The sequence below is a fragment of the Desulfitobacterium sp. THU1 genome, from assembly GCF_038181555.1.
Taxonomy (GTDB): domain Bacteria; phylum Bacillota; class Desulfitobacteriia; order Desulfitobacteriales; family Desulfitobacteriaceae; genus Desulfitobacterium.
Genome location: NZ_JBBWUA010000001.1, coordinates 114,891 through 136,446, shown reverse-complemented (window position 1 = coordinate 136,446; position 21,556 = coordinate 114,891). Strand labels below are relative to the sequence as shown.

The following is a 21,556-nucleotide window of genomic DNA, read 5'->3' as shown; positions in this document are numbered from 1 at the left end:
AGCTTTATGGCTATACTGCTGGAAGGTAAAGAGATCCGCAAAGTTTACCAGACCGGGGAAATCGAGGTCGAGGTACTCAAAGGACTTAACTTTCAAATCATGACCGGAGAGTTCATTGTTATCCTCGGGCAGAGCGGATCCGGTAAAACCACCCTACTCAATATTGTGGGAGGCATGTCCCCGCCCACTTCCGGTGAACTGTACTATCAGGATCAGCCTCTCCATGAGCTGGATGATAAGGGATTAACACTATATCGTCGCAATGCGGTGGGCTTTGTTTTTCAGCATTATAATCTGATGCCCAATTTGACGGCTGCGGAAAATGTGAAGCTGGCGGCAGAGATTGCCGAGGATCCCCTGCCTGTGGAAGAAGTACTACACGATGTGGGACTCGCGGCTTGGGCGGATCATTTCCCTTCCCAGCTTTCCGGGGGACAGCAACAACGGGTGGCCATTGCTCGGGCTATCGTTAAAAATCCGGCCTTGCTCCTTTGTGATGAGCCCACGGGAGCCTTAGATATTGAGACCGGCATTCAAGTCCTCAAAGCCTTGCTAAAACTCAACCAGGAATACCAAAAAACTATTATCCTCATTACCCACAATTCAGAGATCTCTAAAATGGCGCACCGTGTTTTCTATCTCAAGGATGGTCGACTTGACCGTATCCAAGTCAATGAGCACCCCCTGCCGCCGGAGGAACTGCAATGGTAATGTTGCGAAGAAAATTATTCCGTGAAATCAAGTCAAACCGCGGGGTTTATCTGGCCTGTATCATTGTGATCATGATCGGCTTAATCACCTACACTTCCTATTCGATTATCATCGAAAATCTGGAGCGAGCTCAGGATCACTTTTATGCCGAAACCCAATTTGCGGATGGCTTTATTAAGCTCAACGGTTACCCCGAGAGCCAAGTAGCCAAGCTGGCCAGCCTAGCGGGAATAGATAAGGTTGAAGGTCGAATCGTCAAGGACGCCCGTCTTTGGGAGGAGGATGCTGAAAGCAGTCGCTACCTCCGCCTGATCTCCATGAACTTTTCCCAGCAGCCGGAGGTGAACCGAGTTCAGCTCTTTAGCGGTCAATGGCCGGAAGATGACAAAAGGGAAATCCTCGTGGACCCTAAGTTTATGGCGGCTAATTCCCTAGCCTTGGGTGATACTTTAACCTTGATTCTCGAAGGGAAGCGATCCAGCTTTAACGTGGTCGGAACTGCCCAGAGCCCCGAGTTCATCTATGCTATGCGTACCGCTCAAGAACTCTACCCTGACCCCTCAACCTTTGGCATCGCCTACATTCCCCAACGCTCACTTAAGGCCTTGGCCAAAGAATCAGGGCAGGTCAATGATATCGTCTTTACCTTGGAGCCTGAGGCTAGATTTGAGGATGTCAAGCTGCTTCTGGAAAGGTCACTGAAGCCTTATGGGGTGCAAAGTATTTTTCCTCGCGGAGATCAGACCAGTCATGCCGTCCTCGAAAGTGAGTTAAGCTCCCTGCGTAGCATGGCCCAAACCTTGCCCCTAGTCTTTCTTGCGGTGGCCGCCATCATTCTCTATACCATGCTGAGACGATTGATTGAACAGCAACGAATGAATATCGGCAACTTGAAGGCCTTTGGGTTCACGAATCGCGAGATCATCCTGCACTATTTGTCTTATCCCCTTTTGATTGGGGGAATCGGCGGCATCTTAGGGGGCTTGGCTGGAATTGCCCTTACTTTTCCCTTAATGACTATTTATGAAGAATTTTTCGCTTTACCTGGCATGGCAAGCAGCTTTTCCTGGAAATATCTTTTCTTAGGCTTAGCACTTTCTCTAAGCTTCAGTCTCCTCAGTGGCCTAAAAAGCAGTTTGGACATCCTGCGCTTAAATCCCGCCGATGCCATGCGCCCAGCGGCTCCCGCTTCCGCCGGTAAAACGCCCTTCGAAAACCTGACTTGGTTATGGAGTCGTTTGTCTTCCCAAGGTCAGATGGGGGTTCGCAATGCTTTCCGCTCACCCATGCGCAGCATTTTTACGGTGGTCGGTATGGCTGTAATTTTTAGCCTGATGACAGTTTCCTGGTCCATGGATAACATGATCGATAAGCTAACGACATTTCAATTCCGACAAATCCAAACCTATGATGTCAAGATCTCCCTCAACAGGCCCGGGCCTGCTAACTCCCTACAAAATACTCTGGCCCACGAACCCGGCATCACTCACCTCGAGCCTCTCTTAGAGGTTCCTGTCACTTTGCGCAATCAATGGCATGAGAAAGAGGTTATTGTGCTCGGTCTAAACCATGGTTCCACTCTCTACAACGTGTTAAATAAAGAAGGTGAACAGGTACCGATTCCGCAAGACGGGGTTTTACTCTCGGAACGTTTGGCTAATCTTCTCCAAGTGCAGGTAGGGGATGCTATCCAGGTCGAAAGCCCACTGCAGCGCCAGTTCCATGCTGAAAAGAAGGGACAGTTAGTCGTGCGCGGGGTAATTCCTCAATATGTAGGCCTTAACGCCTTTATGGAGATCGGTGCTCTGGCAGACTTTCTACAACAAGGCGAGATTGCCACCTCCGTACTCATCCAGATGGATGGACAGGCGATCCCCGCTCTTAAAAGCAAATACCGGGATGCGTCCCAGGTGGGTAACATCGAATCTGTTCAAGAGAGTGCAGACAAGATCGAGGAAATGATGGCTTCCTATGGCTTTACCGTCTACTTTATGGCCTTGATCGCCGGTTTTGCCGGTTTTGCTTTGATCTATAATTCCAGCATCATCTCTCTTTCCGAGCGCCAAAGGGAGCTAGCCTCTCTACGAGTGCTCGGTTTGACCTCAAAAGAAGTGCTGAAAGTGATTACTTCCGAGCAATGGTTACTCACACTGTTTGGGGTCATCTTGGGAATTCCTCTCTCTTATGGCCTTCTGGCCGCAATGGGACAGTCCATGAGCACAGATCTCTACTCCATTCCCACGGAAATCCCCCTTGTAGCGCTCCTTGGGGCTGTCGGTGGCACTGCCCTCTCCGTCTGGATTGCCCAGAATCGCACTTATGTTAAAATCAAGGCTATGTCTTTTGTGGAGATTTTAGCAACGAAAGAGTAGATTAAGCTTGAGGTTAACTAAACGCAACGACTAATTCTATTGAGGAGGTATTCTTATGTCAGTTGAACGTCCCTCTCTCTTAAAAAAAATACCATTCACTTTTTTCAAGAAAGGTCCGCTGGGAACCGGAAAAGTCAGCGCTAAAAAGTCCAAGCAAAGAAGAATACTCATTTACGGAATTATTGCTCTCCTCATCCTAGCCACTGTGGCGGTTAATAGTCTAAAACCCTTGTCCGGAACACTTATAACAGTTCAGCCTCAGGAATTTATTAAGGGCTTTACGGAAGAGGGGCAAATTTTGGCAGCCCGGGAGTGGCCGCAGTATAATACGGTGAACGCGAAGATTACCTCTGTTTCGGTACAAAACGGGGATAAGGTCGAGCAGGGACAGGTTCTTCTGGAGCTCAATACCCAGGACCTTACTTATCAGTTGGAAGCCTTAGAGGCACAGCGCAAAAGCGTGGAAGGGCAACGTCTCCAAGCCTATAGCAATCCCTATCCGGCCTTAATTCAGCAGCAAAATCTGTTGATTGCCCAGGCTGAAAAGGATAATTCGGCCCAGGAAGGAAATCTCGCCCGCAGCAAGGCTCTCTATGAGGCAGGGGCTCTTCCTCTGGTGCAATATGAAGAAGCCCAGCGTCAAGCGGAAAGGGCCAAGAATTTCTTGACCCAACAGAAAACGGCCTTGGCATTAATCTATGAACAGCACCAGCCTCAACAAGGCACTGAACAGTTTTACGCCGGTCAGATAGAAGCCCTTACTGCCCAAATTGCCCAACTGGAGGAACAAATTGCCCAGGGCCATGTGACTGCTCCCGCTGATGGCTTCATTAAGGACTTGAACCTGAAGGAAGGAGAATGGGTTACCCCAGGACAGCTTTTGCTCAATCTTTATCAAAGCTCTTCATATAAGGTAGAAAGCTATGTTTTAGCCAGCGAGGCCTCTGCAATCAAGCCGGGAGACTCGGTGAAAACAGTACAGGATAGTAGCTTGGAGGATTTAGTCTTGGCGGGACAGATCGAATATGTCGAGCCTGCGGCGGTGGAACGTATTTCTCCCTTGGGCCTCAAGGAGAATCGAGTTAAGGTAAGCATCCTTTTACAGAGTGAAACACCTCTGATTATCGGCAGCACTCTGGATGTGGATTTTATAACTCATCAAGAGTCCGCTCAAATCATGGTTCCTAAATCAGCCCTTTTCCCCTATGGAGAGGGTGAGGCGGTTTGGGTAGTTCGTGCAGGAGTCGCCACCATTCAGCCCGTGGTTAAAGGCATGGAAAACAATCGTGAGGTTATTATCCAGGAGGGACTAGCCACCGGTGAACAAGTCCTTTTAGATACGGATCTACCGGGACTCAAGGAAGGGAAGAAGATTAAAGCCTTGTAAGATTGATGGAATGAGTTACAAGATCATCACCGTCATATAAATAGCCCGCAGTGGTCTCTTCATCATGAAGGACACCGCGGGCTATCGTTCTACTTAATCCATGACTCGTCTAACGGCCTTTTTCCAGCCTTGGTAATACTTTTCCTTCAGCTCCTCCTGCATCTGAGGCTTAAAGGAACGGTCAATCCTAGCCTTCCCCCTTAATTCCTCTTTATCGCTCCAAAAGCCCGTAGCTAGACCAGCAAGATAGGCAGCCCCTAAAGCTGTGGTCTCAATGCATTGAGGCCGCTCTACTTCTACACCCAGGAGATCCGCCTGGAACTGCATGAGGAGATTATTGGTTACTGCTCCCCCGTCCACTTTCAGAAGTTGAAGGGGTAACTGGGAATCTGCCTCCATAGCTTCTAAGATATCTTTCGTTTGATAGGCCATAGATTCTAAAGCAGCACGAATAATATGGTTCTTATTACTGCCTCGGGTAAGGCCAACAATTGCTCCCCGAGCATCCATATCCCAGTATGGAGCGCCCAAGCCTGTAAAGGCAGGCACTACATAGACGCCACCGTTGTCTGCCACCTTGGCCGCAAAATATTCGGAATCAGCTGCCGTTTCGATGAGCTTTAGTTCATCCCGTAGCCATTGAATCACTGCTCCGGCAATAAAAACACTTCCTTCTAGGGCGTAGACAACCTTATCCTCAATACCCCAGGCAATGGTGCTTACAAGGCCATGTCGAGATTCACGGACCTTTTCCCCAGTGTTCAGCAGCATAAAACAGCCTGTACCATAGGTGTTCTTCGCCATGCCCGGCTCGAAGCAAGCTTGGCCAAACAAAGCTGCTTGCTGGTCCCCGGCAATTCCAGCGATAGGGATTTGATACCCAAAGAAACCTTTCGGTGCCGTTTCTCCGTAGTTGAAACTTGAGGGCCTGACCTTGGGAAGCATCACTGCAGGAATATTAAGCTCGCGAAGCAGCTCAGGGTCCCACTCCAGAGTCTTAATATTATAAAGCAAAGTGCGGGAAGCGTTGGAATAATCGGTAACATGAATCCGACCCTTGGTTAGATTCCAAACTAACCAAGTATCCATGGTCCCAAAGAGCAGGTCGCCCTTTTCTGCTTTTTCCTGGGCACCGGGCACATGATCGAGAAGCCAGCGGATTTTCGTTCCCGAGAAATAAGCGTCCAGAACTAAGCCAGTCTTTTCCTTGAACAAAGGTTCTAATCCCTTAGCCTTCAATTCATCACAGAGGGGAGCAGTCCTTCGACACTGCCAAACGATAGCGTTGCTGATTGGTTTGCCTGTGTGCCTATCCCACACCACCGTGGTTTCACGCTGATTGGTGATGCCGATTCCTGCAATCTCCTCAATTTTCACCTGGTAACGAGCCAAGAGCTCAGCAATGACACCATACTGAGTGCTCCAGATTTCTTCAGGGTCATGCTCTACCCAGCCTGGTTGAGGATAGATCTGGGTAAATTCTTTCTGGGCCACTCCCACAATATGACTCTCCTGATCAAAGAGGATCGCCCGACAACTGGTTGTCCCCTCATCCAAAGCTAATATGTATCTTTTCATTCTTCTCGCCTCACAGCTCTAACTTTACAACTTCTACTTTCTTTATATCATGAGAAGAATCCTTTTTAAAGGGCAGCATCTTTACCCCATTCTTTTTTCATTTATAATTGGTGCAGCCGATGCAGAATTAATGCCTTATACGCCAAGTAAGGAGGGCATAGCCCTCCTTTGTAGATTGAATCAAGGGATCTGTCCCTTTCATTCACTTGATTTATTATATCTGCTTAAGGCACGAATGGCGGTAAGAGCTGTGCTAATAGGCTCCTCATAGTCCCATCCTTTAGCGTAGATCGCCTTATATGAAGGTGTAAAGGAACCCATGATATTCTGTGAATTAGTAAGATTGATGATCCCTTTATCAAGGACCTCCTTGGGAACTACTCTACTATAGCGCAAGAGGCCTGACAAGGCCAACCCCGTCTCTGCTGCTGAGCCCCAGCCACCATCTTCTCCCTGGGATTGTATGATAAAGTTGATGGCTTTTTGCCTTGCCTCCATAATGTCTCGTGTCAGATAGAGTTGTTGCCAATTAAATTTCCATTTGCTAAAAAGTTCGATAGCCTGAGCAGTACTATAGATCGACCCTTCATACCAAGAGGAGGGAAAAGCTCCATAAACATCCTGCTGGGATAGTAACCAAGTAAGCCCTCGGTAAATGGCTCCTTCTTGGGATCGTGTTTGCTGCCATAAGGCTTCTAAGGCATGGATCGTCACATCGGCGCTTGGAATATACACAGGAAACCTTGAGGTGATCTGTGGTGGTATTCCTTGAAAACTCGGAAAGGTACCCCAGCCTCCATCGTCATTTTGCATTGTTTTAAGCAACTGAATTCCTAAAGAATTTGCTACGCCTACCTGACGGAGGCCAATTAAGGCTACTGCCGTATCATCTAAATCCGGATGAGTATAGGGTGGTGTGCTGCCATAGCTACCATCTGCATTCTGAGCCTGCTTAAGCCAAGCCACACCTCGTTGCAACCAGGGATTCCCTCCCCACTTATCCTCTATTTCCGCAGTGATGCCGATTGCCCAGCCCATGGCCCAATTTTTAAGTTGATCAAATGCAGGCCATCCTCCGTTGACATACTGCTTACTCAAAAGCCAGCGTCCAGCTTTTTGACAGGGTTCTAGATTTCCGCCTAAACGCATAATAGCTAGTGCGGCTAAGCTAGTACCAATAATATCTTCAGACCAAGAACCATCTGGCATTTGGGTGTTGAGAAGGTATCGAACTCCTCTCATCAATCCCTCCTGGGATTCAGTAGCAAGGAGTGAAGCTGCTATCACTACCGGTCGGCCATAGATGGGCAATTTGGCTAAAACCTTTTCTTCTAGAATATTGGGAATCACAATCTCCTCAGGTGTGGGCCCCTCCAGACCGGGTACTACCCTTTGTCCTAAGGTTAAAATCATCTGTGAGAACTGCCTAGCCTGGGATAAAACCTGGAGTTTAGTCATCCATCCTCCCTGACTCCCCTGCAGTGCTAATCTAGCAATCTTCGTTATTTCTTCATCGGGCTGACCTCCGGGAACCTTCCCCCAGCCTCCCCTGTTATTCTGCCACAGCCACTGAATCCCTCGCTGCTGCGCACCTTTAAATTCTCGTCCTAAAGCCAACAAGGCTAAAGAAGCTAGCGCCGTTGCCCCTGGACTTGGAGAGACACCATGGTCTTGATCCAGTTTGTCCGCTAAAATCTGCTCCACACCATCTGATACATAATGGGTCGCTTTATCTATAGATTCATTTAAAATCTTACCATAATCCAATCGCTCACCTCCATCCATCTCTGCATCTTATGCTATAAAACAAATAATGTTAGAAAGTAGAAAACAGGAGGCCAACTTCAATCATCGAATAATTCTAGATATTGCGCAAAAAGCCAATACATCCAATAATTAAGATGTGTTGGCTTTTCATTACTCTGCTCTATGCACTTTTTCTCTGCAAGCTAAGAACTGCTTCAACGACCTTTTCCCGCTCAATATCATAAGCCTCAAAGGTCTTCAAGGCGTTTTCTACATCCTGATAGACCTTCCAATACTTACAGGCTAGGCAAGGTGCTCCATTACTCTCGATAAAGGCGGTAACATCCTCCACAGGGTAACCTAAGAAAATTCCTAATTCGTGGGGACATTTTTCTTCAAAACGCTTCTTTAACAAGCATAGCCCATCCTCAATCTGCTGCAAATCACCATAGCCTTGTTCTTTGAGAAAGGCTTTATTTTTCCAGATCATAAGACAGTCGGTTAGGGACTCATCCCGATAAAATAATACGATGCAACGTTCGTCCTTACGTCGAAGCTCATAATAGCGAACCTGAAGCTTCTCGCAGATCTCTTCCTTATAGCAATCCCAAAGGGTTAACATTTCTCGTTTATGATTAAAAAAAGTCATCAATGAGGAGGGCTTGATGCCAGCTAAGGTCGGAGCAATATCATATCGGATTTTATAGTAAAGAAGTTCTCTATCTTCAAGTTGATCCAAAGCTCTAAAAAAATCCCGAACATACGCTTTGCTCATCATACCACCTCCAAAAAACCATTAAATTACTAACGCATTCTCTTCTAATTTACAGAGCTCCCGTTCTAGAGCATTTAAACTACTACTATGGCTGCGGATAATGGGAATGTTCCGGTTTTTGGCTATCTTAACCGCTACCTTGACCATGGCATGAGAGACTGTTCCGGTAAAGAGGACAATTCCATCGGGAGCCCCCATCACTTTTTCAAAACGTGTGGGGAGCTGAGTATAGACTTTTACATTATGCCCACGCTTTGAGCCAATATGTATGTAATCCTTTTCCATACGATCAAGTCCGCCAATGAGTAGTATAGACATGGGACCCACACTCCTTTTGCCATATCATATTCTTAGTTTTTCGTTTTGCTTTCTTCAACTATACTATAAATGATAATGATAATCAAACGAGTGGATAATGGTGAATAATGGGATCTATCCCCAATTGTCATCCAAGAACAAGAAAAGGAAGCCCCATATTTGGGGATTCCTCGTGTTTGTGCAGATTCTGCTATTATGATTTTCGATCAAAAACTTTCCCCTCAGTCAGCATTGCGGGTGGCATTAAAGACCAAGCAGTTCGTCTAACAGCTGCGCATCGATTTTAAGAACTTGCTTAGTTAAGTCAGCCATGGGCGGATAGAAATTGTGGGTTTTACTTTTTTGGATGTCCTCAGCAAAGTCACCAATCCACAATAGTAAATGCTCTTGTAGAAAGGCCTTTTGATCCTCTACGACCGTTATGAAATCCTTAATACTTCGCTTTTCAAAATGTTCCTGGGCTAGTTGCGATAAATGAGCCATGAAGTCCATTTCTAAACCGATATGGTCATCCGCCTCATGAGGGTAATTCGAGGGCAAAAAGTTGTACTTCAGATAAGCCCTACGAACATTCAGCGTAGATTCTTGAAAGAGGACTCGTTCCTTAGTCAGATAGACGGATTCCCAAGGAGGAGCGGGCAAACTATTGGGGCCAATGAACAAATAAGTGTATTCACTTCTCAACTTGTCTATGGTTTGCTCAGGATCAATTTCCATTGCTCTAGCAACTTCACTCAAAACTTCAAAGTGTTTATCGAAGAGGTGCTCATCATCCTGAAGCAAAAGCTGTAAGGCCTCTTGGGTGTGTGAGTCTGTGGCAACCCTTAGTATTTCTGCTTGGGGTTCTCCACCAAAAATCCGTTGCAATAATCTATATAGATAACTTCGATTGGCTAAAAGTATTGTAATAGCATCATTTTGTTGATTCATTTTTCATACCGCCTGTTCATATGATCGTCTTGTTATTGTCTTATTCCTTAATTGTTACTACTGCTCTTAATCCCTAGGTTACATGTTATAGCTTCATGTTGCTGAGGCTTAGACCCGCTTTTACTCCTTATCACCAAATTTATATCCAATCCCCCACACAGTCTGAAGGTATTTGGGTTTGGAAGGTTCCTCCTCAATCTTTTCCCGAATCTTGCGGACGAATACGGCGATACTTGTCAATTCCCCTACATAGTCTTCTCCCCAAATATAGGTCTGGAGTTGTTCCCGAGTGAATACCTCCCCCGGATGGTTGGCCATGTACGCAAGGATCTTAAACTCTTTGGGTGTAAGCTCCACACGTCTTCCCTTTAGTTTAGCTTCATAACGATGAAAAAAGATCTCCAATTCCCCATACTTGAATCTTCCTTTGTGCTTATTCTCTGTGCTTGCCCCACTCTGGTGCCCTCGCCGCCGCAAAAGAGCCTCGATACGCAGAGAGAGCTCTAAGGAACTAAAGGGCTTGACCAAATAGTCATCAGCTCCTGCCTTGAACCCCACACTTTTGTCGACGATATCCCCTTTAGCCGATAGAATAATGATGGGAACCATGCTACCTCCCTTGCGAAGCTCAGCACACACATCAAAGCCATTCATTTTCGGCATCATCACATCAAGGATTACGAGATCTGGCTGTTTAGCATCGTAGACTGATAAGGCTTCCAGGCCATCTGAGGCGTAACAAAAATCATAGCCATCTTCTGTGACGATATGCTCTACCACAATGCGAATGCTCTCTTCATCATCAGCCAACATAATCTTCATCCAGAGTCCCTCCCTCTCCCTCGTTTACTGGGATTCCTACCGTAAACAGGCTTCCTTTGCCGCATTCACTTTCAACCTGAATCCAGCCACCGTGTAACTCTGTCAATTCCTTCGTTAGGGCTAGCCCTAAACCGCTGCCATTATACTGACGATGTAATGAGCTATCGCTTTGTACAAATTTCTCGAAGATATAGGGTTGATCCTCCTTGCTAATGCCAATGCCGTTATCTTGAACGTTGATTAACACTTCATGGTACTTTTGATCATAAGACACCCACACCTTAATCTGACCGCCATTGGGTGTAAACTTCATCGCATTACTTACCAGGTTTTCCACGATCCGGCGTAAGCTATCCCGATCACCCAGGATCAGGGGCACATCCCGATAGACGATGCTAGAGAAGGAGATACCCTTTTTCTCCACTAAGGGCCCAATGACACTCTCGACAGCGTTAATTACGTCCACCAAGTCAATGGGTTCTAGAACCAGCTCTTTTCTACCTGCTTCGATGCGTGCCATCTCAAGAATATTATTAATCATACCTAAGAGAACTTGGCTATTTCCTTTTATCTCCTGTACAATCCGCTCTTCTTTTTCTGTTTTAGGGTTTTTACCTCTTTCCAATACTTCGGCGAAAGCAATAATCGAGGTCAGCGGTGTCCGCAGCTCATGGCTCATAATCGCCAAGAAATCCGATTTATACTGATTATCCTCCTGTAACCGATGATTCACGGCCTCTAATTGAATACGTTGGGTCTCAAGTACATCCATAGCTCGGGCTAAGTCCTGAGTTCTCAACTCAACCTTGTTTTCAAGTCCACTGTACAAATTTCGAAGCTCTTCAGTCATAACTTCAAAATGCTCGGCAAGATCACGAAACTCCCCTTGGGCCTCGATACCCTCTAAATCCACCTTTAGATCACCCGTTCGAACATGTTCCATAGCGCCCTTTAATTGGTTTAGTGGTTTGGTAACCAATTTTGACATGGCGTAGAAGATGATTAATACGAGAAGAAAGGTAAGCAGCGAAATATAGGCTACTTGCTTAACCACATTCGATTGGATGTTTGACTTATACATATCGATAGGCATAACGATGCTCATTGCACCTGCTAAATCCCCGGTCTGCCAACCTTCTTTAGGATAGCCCAAAATATCAAACTCACCAGCTGGTTCCCCGTGACATTCTAGACAGTTCTCCTCAATTCGCATAGGTACGGTATAGCGAAATGCCTCTTTCCCCTCATATTCTGTCACCTTATAGAACTCTGCGGTCGACTTATCTTGGGCAAAAAGATTTAAAGCATCCAGTTCAAATTCATCGGGAACATCCGCCTTGTTGCGTGGTTGGAAATTCGTATAGCGAATAGTGTAACCCGTTTTTTTACCAAACAGTTTGCCAATGCTCTTGCCCACTAAAGAACAATGTAGCTTTTTAAAATTATAGTCCCCATCGGCATCATAGTTAATTACATCTTGATTGATCACCATAAAATCCCATACAGCATCCATTTGTTGCGATAGGACATAAGCCTTTTCTTGCATTTCTCTTTCGGCTTGCTTTTCTTGAGTAATAAAAATCCATACAACATTCATAAGTAGTGAAACGGCCAAAATCCCTGCCAGCAGTATGATAAATCGGGTCCGTATGCGGATATCCTTTAACTTCAACCCAACCACCTCCAGCTATTCCGACAGATACTATTATTATAACAGTTGCTTCAAACAATTTGATATGGACTTCTTTCTTATCGCGCCTTCAAACTTATATACTCAAATTTATACTTACTGAATCGATAATGGGAAAAGGGAGTATCGACAAAAAGATACTCCCTTTTATGGATAATGAAAAGAGGGGATACCGATTAGGTTAACCCAACTCCAGACACAACCATAGCCGCGTAGAATACATATCTTCCGACCGCTTGACCAACCAGAATCAAAGCTGCACCACCAACAACAGCATTGGAAACGGATTTGGACAACTCGTCTTTAGCCATCCAAAGAACTAACCCAGCCCCAGCAAGGATGAACAACCATTTGATTATAGTAGCCGTCTTTAAACTGCCGAGAATGACAAGGCTTGTTTGCAATGCGGTACTGGTGCTAGCTCCTAGGGAAATGAAGTAAAGGGATACTGCAACTACTTGAACAGCTACAACCCCAGCTACGGATATTGCTACAAATTTCTTCATCTTTCCTGCCTCCTTGATGCCTAGAACCAAGAAGATCATTGCGCCCATGGAAATGGCAGCAGTATAGAACTCAACAGTGGTAGTAGCACTTTCCCATACTGGAACACTGGCATAACTGTAGATCTTCGCCATAGAGAATACATCGATTATACCCACGAGAGCAGCGGCTACTGATAATCCCGTTATGGCACTTGCGGCTTGAGGTTTAACGTAGAGAATTACTGTGGCTGCAAGAGTTAAACCAAGGAAAATTGCGGTAAACCAAATCTCGCGGCTCAGCCAAGAGGTACTAAATTGAAGCAGAGCATTTACAGCACTTAAAGGACGTCCTAGGTGCAACAGAGAGGCTAACATTCCTATGATGCCTAGGCCTGCTGCGGCGATAATGGCATTCTTGAATACCCCTTCCTTGTTGACGATTCGACCGATAGCCACAAAAAGCATAACCCCTACGGCTGCTTGGATAAAGATGGAGAATACGGTCAAGGCAAAATGTTCTCCCATAGATTACACCCCCACTTTCTTATAACCAGGCTTTAATGCTTCGGGTTTGGGGTTAATCAAGAAGGAGGGTTCGGTTTTAGAAGCTAAAGGAAGAACGGGTAACTCCTTGACCAACTCCTCTCCGAATTCCGCTTTCATCTGATCCATATCTCCGAATTTCAAGCAACGCATAATACAGGCATCCACACAAACGGGGTTCTGTCCTGCATCACGTAAGTCTTTACAGGAATCACACTTTCCGACGACATTCTTGCTTTCAAAATAATGAGGGACACTGTATGGGCAGTTCCAAACACAATATTTGCAGCCAATACATAGCTCCTTGTCATGTTGAACCGTGCTATCATCATCAAAGTGCATGGCCCCTGTAGGGCAACCTTTGACACATTTTGCTTCTGTGCAATGATTGCAACCCATTGAAAGGTAATATGCTCCTACATCAGGGTACATACCACTTTCGAATTCATACACTCTACGGAATAGCTCTCCAACTTTGAGATCGTTTTTATCTTTACAGGCGATTTGGCATGCCTTACATCCCATACAAGTAGTCATATCATAATAAAATCCTAATTGTCCCATCAGGTGTCACCTCCTATAATATGATTCTTTGCTCCCACAGTGCATCCGCTTTTAATGGTTCACCCATATATTTCTCAATACGAACAATGGTTGTATTCCAAGGTTCTTCCCCTTGTCCGCTTAACCGAGCTCCGCAGAGAACGTTTGTTGCTCCTGCTTTATCGATCCCTGTTTTATCATCCATTTCTACCCAAGCACCTTCTCCTAAGGTTACCACACCTGGCATCAAGGTCTCTGTGAGGGTAAGAGGACGGATGCATTTACCATATTCACTCTCAATTAAAACTGTATCTCCATCTTTAAGCCCAAGCGCTTGCCCATCTCTTGTGTTCATCGCAAAATCTTGAGGATAGGCTTCTCTGAGTTGTGGAATATTGTCAAATACTGAGTGAGAACGTCTTCCGTAGTGTATAGTAACGAGTTGGAAGGGGTACTTCCCTTTCTTTTTGTTCTTCCAATCTTCAAATGTATCCTCAAAACCATCTAATGGTGGTTGATACATTGCAATGGGCGGCACTGTGGTCAAACCATAGGATGCTATCTTATCGGATAGAGCCTGGCAGTGGATTTCGAGCTTACCGCTTTTGGTTGTGAGAGGATTGGCAACAGGGTCTTTGACAAAGTCTTCCCCTTGGATCACAGTCAATTTATCACCAGGCGTTCTCTCTACTTGGTAGACACCTTGCTCCATCAGGTCATTCAACGCCATCTTTCCTAGTTGTGGTTTACCTTGGACACCCCATTCTTGGATATCCTTTTCCGTAATGGTTACCAGACTCTCGTATGTTTCCCCATCCCCACCAATCACTTCAGCTCCGGCAAGGCTGTTGAAGAATTGTTGTTTCTCGGTGATGGGATAAATCTCATCTGCATTCAGCCCAAGGCGTTTAGCTAACTCACGATCCATCCATTCTTCTGTTTTTGCTTCAAAAAGGGGTTCCACTACTTTTTGGTTAATAAAGATAGCTTCTGGATTCCCTTGGTAGATCTTACCCTCCTTTTCCCACTCAGTGGTTGTAGGGAGGACGATGTCCGCATATTTGGATATGCTTGAGAGTACGATATCGTTAGTTACTACAAAATCGACTTTGCGGAATGCCTCGATACCCTTGTTAATGCCTGAGGACTGATTGAGGAAATTATAGCCACTTCCATCGCGAACCAGCCAAATTAAACGAATATCGCAAGGAACTTTACCTCTGCCGCCCGTTCCCGTATACTCACCTTTTAATATGGCATCATAGGTTTCACAATAAGACATTCCATTGGCATCAGGGTTGGTCGGATTTGCCCACCGGTAGCCGTCGTATGCTCCGTATGTGGCATCTGGAAATAATGGATTGACTACAGGGGGAAGACCCCTACCTCCTCCTTTTACAAGGGTTTTACCACCGTAACCTTGATTTGCCGCATAGTTCATAGTCCATACACCAGAACCGGGTTTTCCTACGTTACCAGTCATCCAACCGACTGTAAGAAATGCCTGACAGTATTGCTGTCCCCTGTAGGTACGAGAAGGCGCAAAAGATGAATTGAAAATCACGGGTTTCGTTGTAGCCACTTCCGTTGCGAATTCTCTAATCAGCTTCGGATCCGTTCCGCAGATTTCTGAAGCCCATTCGGGAGTTTTGGGAACCCCATCATAAGTTCCTAACACATAATCTTTGAAGTTTTCTTTAGGGTCCACTCCCTCAGGCATATGATCTTTATCAAACCCTAAAGTACAGCGATCAAGGAAATCCTGATCCTGCAAATTATTTTCTATCATATGATAGGCCATTCCTAGAAGCAATGCCGTGTCCGTGCCCGGTCGACAAGGTATATGCTTATCAGCTAAGGTTTTTACGGATGGTGTAATATATGGATCTACAAAGATAAATTTGGCTCCAGCTTTTTTTGCCTGCATGAAATTGTATGTTGGATTTCCCAGATTAGAGCGAGCCGGATTGGCCCCCCACATAACAATGAGTTTAGCATTTCTCCAGTCAGGTCTATCGTTGGCTTTCCATGAGAAGAAACCTGTCATGCACTCTTGAACCACGCCCCATGCACCTGATGAAGAGGACCCCCATCTGACAAGACCGCCACCGTAATAATTCAACAGTCTGCTTGTGCCAAGAATTGATTTATTTCCATGCTTTTCTTTGATGCGTTTTAACTCTTTAGCAACAAGATCTAAGGCCTCATCCCAGGAAATGCGTACCCACTCGTCTTTTCCCCGCAGCTCTTTATTACCACCGCCCGGTTCCCAGTTTTTGCGCTTCATGGGATATTTTAATCGATCCGCTCCAAATACTTGATGTCTCTGGGAGCGACCGCGATGACAACCTCTTTGCTGTGGATAATCAGGAGAATCAGGGTGGGTATCATCTGTCTTCTGTCTGACCACAACCCCATCGACTACCAACGCTTTGTTGAGACATCTCCCTCCACAGTTATGCCAACACCCTGCTGTAATCCATTCGCCCTCATTATTGGCCGCTGTGGCATCAACACCTGCATTAGTGAGGGTGTTACTACTACAACCTGGCAAGGTCAAGCTTGCTGCTCCAATAGCACTGGCTTTTAGAAAATTCCTGCGGTTAATCTTTTTGTTAACAATACCATCAAGAATGTTCCCCATGTGTACCTTCCTCCTTTTCCTTTTTCATAGATAATGAACAGTCATTTCTAATGAGTCCATTATTTTACCTAGAAAACAGTACTTCTTGTGCAAAGTTTAACAAAATTAAATGAGCTAATCTATTTCTATTAAATTTTTAATATATTAATTTTTGTTAATAAACGCCCTCTTAGGCTCCAGTCAACAAAACTTTTGAAAACCGCATAGAGTTCCTTTAATTCCTTAAACATTACCAAAAAGCTCCCAGCACAGCCAAGATAGCTGCACGGGAGCTTTACTTCACAATAAGAATTAGCCTAATATCCCTCACCCTTACTTATCCCTAAAATGCCGCTCCATCTCACGTTTCGCATCCCGCTCGGCGATGGCCTGACGTTTATCATAATTCTTCTTCCCTCGGCAGACGCCAAGTTCAATTTTGGCTAGGCCATGCTTGAGGTAGATTTTCGTGGGAATAAGGGTCAATCCTTCTTGCTGTACTTTGCCAATGAGCTTAATAATCTCTGAGTGATTCAAGAGAAGCTTGCGCTTGCGCAAGGGTTCGTGATTAAAGCGGTTCCCTTGCTCATAAGGGCTAATGTGCATCTGATGAAGCCATACTTCGCCGTTTTCAATACGGGCATAGCTATCCTTAAGGTTCACACGTCCATTACGGATAGATTTGATCTCGGTTCCTGTGAGGATAATTCCTGCTTCAAGCTTTTCTTCCACGAAGTAATCATGGTAAGCCTTTCGATTATCGGAAATGACTTTAATCCCTTCAGATGCCACAAGGACCCTCCTCACAAATCAATATCGCATACTAAAAACTAGGTATTTAGTATAGCATAGACTCTCGTTTTTTTCCAGTATAGGCCTCTCATCCATTTGGGACACTTCGTGGCACTGCCATAGCTTTAATGACAAGTCGTTTGCTGTTTAATATTGATTTGGTGCAATAATTAAGAATATCGATCGATACCTAAATGATGTGAGAATAAAAAGGGGCGCCGCTAACCACTTTTTCAAGTAGCTTTACGACGCCCCCGATAAACAATTTTACGTTTTAGATTAAGAATGGAGCGATGATAAGGGAAATGGTACCCATAACCTTAATCAGAGCGTTCAAGGATGGGCCAGCGGTATCTTTGAAGGGGTCACCGACTGTGTCCCCGATAACTGCAGCAGCATGAGTAGGTGTACCTTTTCCGCCTTGATTACCTGCTTCGATGTACTTCTTAGCATTGTCCCAAGCACCACCGGCATTCGCCATGTAGATAGCCATGAGCACTCCGGTAACGGTTCCACCGGCCAGCATACCGCCGAGGGCCTCTTTACCAAGCAAGAAGCCGACGAGGATGGGTGAACCTACGGCTAAAAGACCGGGAACAATCATTTGACGAATAGCAGCTCTTGTGGAGATATCCACGCAAGCCCGATAATCCGGTTTTCCTGTTCCCTCCATGATACCGGGAATCTCACGGAATTGACGGCGGACCTCACCGATCATTTCAAAAGCAGCTTTACCTACTGCTTCCATACAGAAGGAAGAGAAGAGGAAGGGCAGTGCACCACCAATGAATAAGCCAATGATCGTCGTCGGGACAAGAAGATCAAGCTGTTCCAAATGGGCAAGCTCAGAGAAGGCGCTGAACAGGGCCAGTGCAGTTAAAGCTGCAGAACCGATGGCAAACCCTTTAGCCACAGCAGCCGTAGTATTTCCTACAGAGTCCAACTTATCGGTAGTTTGACGGACGCTGGGATCTAACTCAGCCATTTCCGCAATACCGCCGGCATTATCAGCAACCGGTCCAAAGGAGTCGATGGCCACGATAATACCTGCTGTAGAGAGCATAGCCATAGCAGCCATAGCAATACCGTAGATTCCTGCCACTTCAAAGGATATAAAGATAGCAACACAGATCGTGATGATCGGTAGAGCTGTACTCTTCATACCTGTAGCCAGACCTTGAATAATGTTAGTAGCCGCACCCGTTTCAGATGCTTTAGCAATAGCTTGCGCAGGCGGTTTTTGATTCGAGGTATAGTACTCGGTTAATAAACCGATCAGGACGTTCACGACCAAACCACAGATGATGGCAATAAATACACCATTAGGGGTTAAGGTTAAAGTATCATTAACTTGGAAGGAATCAGGAAGTATCCAATGGACGACAGCAAAGGAGCCGATCGCGGTCAGTAAGTTTGTACCCCATAACCCTTTGTTCAAGGCTGTTTGAGGATTAGCATTTTCTCCTGTGCGAACAAAGAAACTAGCAATAATAGAGGAAAGGATTCCTACTACCCCAATCATCAGCGGAAGCATCAGACCGGGCGCACCATTTTCAACAGAATTAAAGACAACAACACCGATTAACATCGCTGAAATAGTGGTCGCACCATACGACTCGAAAAGGTCAGCTCCCATTCCGGCGGTGTCACCAACGTTGTCACCTACGTTATCGGCGATAACAGCAGGGTTACGCGGGTCATCTTCGGGAATTCCCGCTTCAACTTTACCCACCAAGTCTGCACCAACGTCAGCAGCTTTTGTATAAATTCCTCCACCGACACGAGCAAACAGGGCAATAGCACTAGCTCCAAAGGCAAAGGAGTTAATAATCTCAGCATCTTTGAACCACAAATACAGGGCCGCAACACCAATCAGGCCTAAACCATTTACAGAAAGACCCATAACAGCTCCGGCACGGAAAGATACGCCAAGGGCTTTGTTGAGGCTTGTCCGCGCTGCTTCGGTAGTACGAGCATTAGCGCGAGTGGTAATTCCCATCCCTACATAACCGGCGACTGCAGAAAGCACTGCCCCTACTAGGAAGGAAACGGCTGTTTGCCAGTTTTTGACAAAGGTTAGGATAATAAAGATAATAATTACAAAGGGAATTAATGTCCTGTACTGGCGATTGAGGAATGCCATAGCACCCTCTTGGATGTACTGGGAAATTTCCTGCATCCGTGCATTTCCTGGGCTTTCACTTAAAACGCTTCTTGCAAAGAAGAAGGCAACAGCCAGCCCAACAAAACCTGCTAGGATAGCCCAAACAGGCATTGAAGCAAAATCCATTGTCAATAAACCTCCTAATAATAAATAGATAATTATGTATGAGCCAAGTTTAAGGAAAACTTGGCTTGCTCATGGCCGACACTGTCGACCCATTTGCTGCCCTTAGGCCAATATTAATGCCCTATAGTAGAAAAGTAAAAAGAGCCCTGACTTATTTCATAAGATAGGCTACCCCTAGTGAACTCAGCAGAAAAACAACGGCTGAGATAATACTCAACTTTTGAAAAACAGCATCTAATCCCTTCTTTTTACCAAAGAAAGACTCACTAGCCCCACCAATCGCCCCCAAACCTGCACTAACGCCGGATTGAAGTAAGACTGTGGCGATTAGGCCTAAGGAACTAATGACTAATAGTATAGTGAGGAAAATTACCATATCAGATTCACCTCCAAAACGAATTATGCAAAATTAGTCGGAACCATTTAATATTCCCATATCAGGTAAACCGCCACTTCTCTCCTGTTCGACTTGTCCAGGCTGCTTAAGTGGCGGTTTCTATTTGATATAGTCAGTACCGCTATTTTAGCACAGAAATTTGGCAAAAGGCAATAGAAGATAGGTCAATAGTAGATTTGAAACGATTAACAACAGACTCAAAGTCTTGTTTAACGGCCTAAGGCCTCTTGACCACGATAAATTCCTGTTTCGCCAAGTTCTTCTTCAATCCTCAGTAGCTCATTATATTTTGCTACCCGCTCAGTTCGAGCCGGAGCCCCGGTTTTGATCTGACCGGCATTCACGGCGACAGCTACATGGGCCATGGTGACATCCTCTGTCTCTCCGGAACGATGGGATATAACCGTGGTATACCCAGCCCGCTTAGCCATCTCAATGGCGTCGAGGGTTTCCGTCAGGGTTCCGATCTGGTTTAGTTTAATTAAAATTGAATTGGCGCATTTCTCTTTAATTCCGCGAGCCAATCGTGCCGGATTGGTTACAAAGAGGTCATCTCCCACCAGCTGAATCTTATCCCCCAGTTTCTCAGTAAGCTTTTTCCAGCCTTCCCAATCCTCCTCGGATAGGCCGTCTTCAATGGAAACGATGGGGTACTGTTCAATAAGCGCTTCATAATATGCAATCATTTCATCGGTCGTTTTGGTTAGCCCTTCGCCCTCTAAATGATACATGCCATCCTTATAGAGTTCGGTAGCCGCTACATCAAGTGCTAAGGCAATGTCTTTTCCGGGAGTATAACCGGCACGCTGGATACCGTCCATAATCGCCAGAAGTGCATCCGCATTGGATTCCAAGCTAGGTGCAAAACCCCCTTCATCTCCAATAGCGGTGGCCAGTGACTTTTCCTTTAAAACGGCCTTTAGGCTATGATACACTTCGGTTCCCATTTGCAAGGCTTCTCTAAAGCTTTTTGCTCCTACAGGCATAATCATGAACTCTTGAATGTCTACGTTGTTGTCTGCATGCTTACCGCCATTCAAAATGTTCATCATCGGTACAGGGAGTTCTTTGGCGTTGACGCCTCCTAAGTATTGGTAAAGAGGGAGTCCGATGGATTCAGCTGCCGCGGCTGCGGTGGCTAAGGAAACGCCTAAAATTGCGTTGGCACCCAAATTACCTTTGTTCTCTGTTCCATCAAGAGCGATCAGTTCCCGGTCAATAGCCGGTTGATCGAAGGGATTAAGGCCTTCTAGCTCTGGAGCGATTAACTCATTCACATTATGTACGGCTTGGAGAACTCCTTTGCCTAGATAACGACCCTTGTCCCCATCACGAAGCTCCACGGCTTCAAAAGCCCCCGTGGATGCACCTGAGGGAACCGCCGCCCTGCCCATAGCTCCGTCTTCAAGGACAACCTCCACCTCAACAGTGGGATTACCGCGGGAATCAAGAATCTCGCGGGCATAAATTTCTTCAATATAACTCATTATTAACCATCCTCCCTATAATAGTATTCCACTTAGAAGATAGATATAGACAATACTCACTCAATCA

At 45.7% G+C, this 21,556-nt stretch carries 17 protein-coding genes; 3 read left to right on the top strand and 14 right to left on the bottom strand.

Going from position 1 to position 21,556, the window contains the following annotated elements:
• The first annotated feature begins 6 nt into the window (after nucleotides 1-6).
• From AAC978_RS00650 to AAC978_RS00640, 3 genes are read left to right on the top strand one after another with little or no spacing between them, the layout of a single operon-like run.
• Nucleotides 7-711, top strand: coding sequence for an ABC transporter ATP-binding protein (locus AAC978_RS00650; RefSeq protein ID WP_341546027.1), 705 nt, complete (start codon nucleotides 7-9; stop codon nucleotides 709-711).
• On the top strand, nucleotides 705-3,083 hold the full coding sequence (locus AAC978_RS00645) for an ABC transporter permease (protein ID WP_341546026.1): 2,379 nt from the start codon (nucleotides 705-707) through the stop codon (nucleotides 3,081-3,083). The genes AAC978_RS00650 and AAC978_RS00645 overlap by 7 nt, the downstream gene beginning before the upstream one ends.
• A gap of 55 nt (nucleotides 3,084-3,138) precedes the next feature.
• Nucleotides 3,139-4,470 (top strand): efflux RND transporter periplasmic adaptor subunit, encoded by a 1,332-nt coding sequence (locus tag AAC978_RS00640; protein ID WP_341546025.1) that lies wholly within the window; start codon nucleotides 3,139-3,141, stop codon nucleotides 4,468-4,470.
• Nucleotides 4,471-4,563: 93 nt separating this feature from the next.
• Here AAC978_RS00640 and glpK read toward each other — a convergent pair whose 3' ends face one another.
• From glpK to eno, 14 genes are all read right to left on the bottom strand, one after another.
• Nucleotides 4,564-6,048: a glycerol kinase GlpK gene (gene glpK, locus AAC978_RS00635; RefSeq protein ID WP_341546024.1), complete on the bottom strand. Its 1,485-nt coding sequence runs from the start codon at nucleotides 6,046-6,048 to the stop codon at nucleotides 4,564-4,566.
• A gap of 198 nt (nucleotides 6,049-6,246) precedes the next feature.
• Nucleotides 6,247-7,833 (bottom strand): prenyltransferase/squalene oxidase repeat-containing protein, encoded by a 1,587-nt coding sequence (locus tag AAC978_RS00630; RefSeq protein WP_341546023.1) that lies wholly within the window; start codon nucleotides 7,831-7,833, stop codon nucleotides 6,247-6,249.
• 142 nt (nucleotides 7,834-7,975) lie between these two features.
• Nucleotides 7,976-8,569, bottom strand: a complete 594-nt coding sequence (locus AAC978_RS00625; protein ID WP_341546022.1) for a DUF3793 family protein — start codon at nucleotides 8,567-8,569, stop codon at nucleotides 7,976-7,978.
• 21 nt (nucleotides 8,570-8,590) lie between these two features.
• Entirely contained in the window at nucleotides 8,591-8,887 is a 297-nt protein-coding gene (locus tag AAC978_RS00620; protein ID WP_341546021.1) for a DUF2325 domain-containing protein, read from the bottom strand.
• 243 nt (nucleotides 8,888-9,130) lie between these two features.
• Nucleotides 9,131-9,817: a TorD/DmsD family molecular chaperone gene (locus AAC978_RS00615; RefSeq protein ID WP_341546020.1), complete on the bottom strand. Its 687-nt coding sequence runs from the start codon at nucleotides 9,815-9,817 to the stop codon at nucleotides 9,131-9,133.
• 120 nt (nucleotides 9,818-9,937) lie between these two features.
• The gene (locus tag AAC978_RS00610) at nucleotides 9,938-10,639 is read right to left on the bottom strand and encodes a response regulator transcription factor (protein ID WP_341546019.1); all 702 of its coding nucleotides are present in this window, start codon (nucleotides 10,637-10,639) and stop codon (nucleotides 9,938-9,940) included.
• Nucleotides 10,620-12,236 carry a c-type heme family protein gene (locus AAC978_RS00605; protein WP_445900270.1) on the bottom strand — a complete coding sequence of 539 codons (1,617 nt, stop codon included), beginning with the start codon at nucleotides 12,234-12,236 and terminating at the stop codon, nucleotides 10,620-10,622. The genes AAC978_RS00610 and AAC978_RS00605 overlap by 20 nt, the downstream gene beginning before the upstream one ends.
• 269 nt (nucleotides 12,237-12,505) lie before the next feature.
• Nucleotides 12,506-13,339 (bottom strand): dimethyl sulfoxide reductase anchor subunit family protein, encoded by an 834-nt coding sequence (locus tag AAC978_RS00600; RefSeq protein WP_341546017.1) that lies wholly within the window; start codon nucleotides 13,337-13,339, stop codon nucleotides 12,506-12,508.
• Nucleotides 13,340-13,342: 3 nt separating this feature from the next.
• Nucleotides 13,343-13,921, bottom strand: coding sequence for a 4Fe-4S dicluster domain-containing protein (locus AAC978_RS00595; protein WP_341546016.1), 579 nt, complete (start codon nucleotides 13,919-13,921; stop codon nucleotides 13,343-13,345).
• 13 nt (nucleotides 13,922-13,934) lie between these two features.
• Complete coding sequence (locus AAC978_RS00590; protein WP_341546015.1) at nucleotides 13,935-16,544, bottom strand: molybdopterin-dependent oxidoreductase; 2,610 nt, start codon at nucleotides 16,542-16,544, stop codon at nucleotides 13,935-13,937.
• Nucleotides 16,545-16,856: 312 nt separating this feature from the next.
• The gene (gene smpB / locus AAC978_RS00585; protein ID WP_341546014.1) at nucleotides 16,857-17,315 is read right to left on the bottom strand and encodes an SsrA-binding protein SmpB; all 459 of its coding nucleotides are present in this window, start codon (nucleotides 17,313-17,315) and stop codon (nucleotides 16,857-16,859) included.
• Between the two features lie 274 nt (nucleotides 17,316-17,589).
• Nucleotides 17,590-19,605 (bottom strand): sodium-translocating pyrophosphatase, encoded by a 2,016-nt coding sequence (locus AAC978_RS00580; protein WP_341546013.1) that lies wholly within the window; start codon nucleotides 19,603-19,605, stop codon nucleotides 17,590-17,592.
• Nucleotides 19,606-19,756: 151 nt separating this feature from the next.
• Nucleotides 19,757-19,981, bottom strand: coding sequence for a preprotein translocase subunit SecG (gene secG / locus AAC978_RS00575; protein WP_341546012.1), 225 nt, complete (start codon nucleotides 19,979-19,981; stop codon nucleotides 19,757-19,759).
• 230 nt (nucleotides 19,982-20,211) lie between these two features.
• A complete protein-coding gene (eno, locus tag AAC978_RS00570) occupies nucleotides 20,212-21,489 on the bottom strand; it encodes a phosphopyruvate hydratase (RefSeq protein ID WP_341546011.1) in 1,278 nt (425 codons plus the stop codon).
• Between the last annotated feature and the right edge of the window lie 67 nt (nucleotides 21,490-21,556).

Bases quoted from the DNA above. Each gene is read 5' to 3' on its own strand.
- AAC978_RS00620 (WP_341546021.1), bottom strand. From the start codon at position 8,887: ATGTCTATACTACTCATTGGCGGACTTGATCGTATGGAAAAGGATTAC.
- AAC978_RS00615 (WP_341546020.1), bottom strand. From the start codon at position 9,817: ATGAATCAACAAAATGATGCTATTACAATACTTTTAGCCAATCGAAGT.
- eno (WP_341546011.1), bottom strand. From the start codon at position 21,489: ATGAGTTATATTGAAGAAATTTATGCCCGCGAGATTCTTGATTCCCGC.
- AAC978_RS00605 (WP_445900270.1), bottom strand. From the start codon at position 12,236: ATGAATGTTGTATGGATTTTTATTACTCAAGAAAAGCAAGCCGAAAGA.
- secG (WP_341546012.1), bottom strand. From the start codon at position 19,981: ATGGTAATTTTCCTCACTATACTATTAGTCATTAGTTCCTTAGGCCTA.
- AAC978_RS00625 (WP_341546022.1), bottom strand. From the start codon at position 8,569: ATGAGCAAAGCGTATGTTCGGGATTTTTTTAGAGCTTTGGATCAACTT.
- AAC978_RS00640 (WP_341546025.1), top strand. From the start codon at position 3,139: ATGTCAGTTGAACGTCCCTCTCTCTTAAAAAAAATACCATTCACTTTT.
- AAC978_RS00600 (WP_341546017.1), bottom strand. From the start codon at position 13,339: ATGGGAGAACATTTTGCCTTGACCGTATTCTCCATCTTTATCCAAGCA.
- AAC978_RS00580 (WP_341546013.1), bottom strand. From the start codon at position 19,605: ATGGATTTTGCTTCAATGCCTGTTTGGGCTATCCTAGCAGGTTTTGTT.
- glpK (WP_341546024.1), bottom strand. From the start codon at position 6,048: ATGAAAAGATACATATTAGCTTTGGATGAGGGGACAACCAGTTGTCGG.
- AAC978_RS00650 (WP_341546027.1), top strand. From the start codon at position 7: ATGGCTATACTGCTGGAAGGTAAAGAGATCCGCAAAGTTTACCAGACC.
- AAC978_RS00610 (WP_341546019.1), bottom strand. From the start codon at position 10,639: ATGAAGATTATGTTGGCTGATGATGAAGAGAGCATTCGCATTGTGGTA.
- AAC978_RS00595 (WP_341546016.1), bottom strand. From the start codon at position 13,921: ATGGGACAATTAGGATTTTATTATGATATGACTACTTGTATGGGATGT.
- AAC978_RS00645 (WP_341546026.1), top strand. From the start codon at position 705: ATGGTAATGTTGCGAAGAAAATTATTCCGTGAAATCAAGTCAAACCGC.
- AAC978_RS00630 (WP_341546023.1), bottom strand. From the start codon at position 7,833: ATGGATGGAGGTGAGCGATTGGATTATGGTAAGATTTTAAATGAATCT.
- AAC978_RS00590 (WP_341546015.1), bottom strand. From the start codon at position 16,544: ATGGGGAACATTCTTGATGGTATTGTTAACAAAAAGATTAACCGCAGG.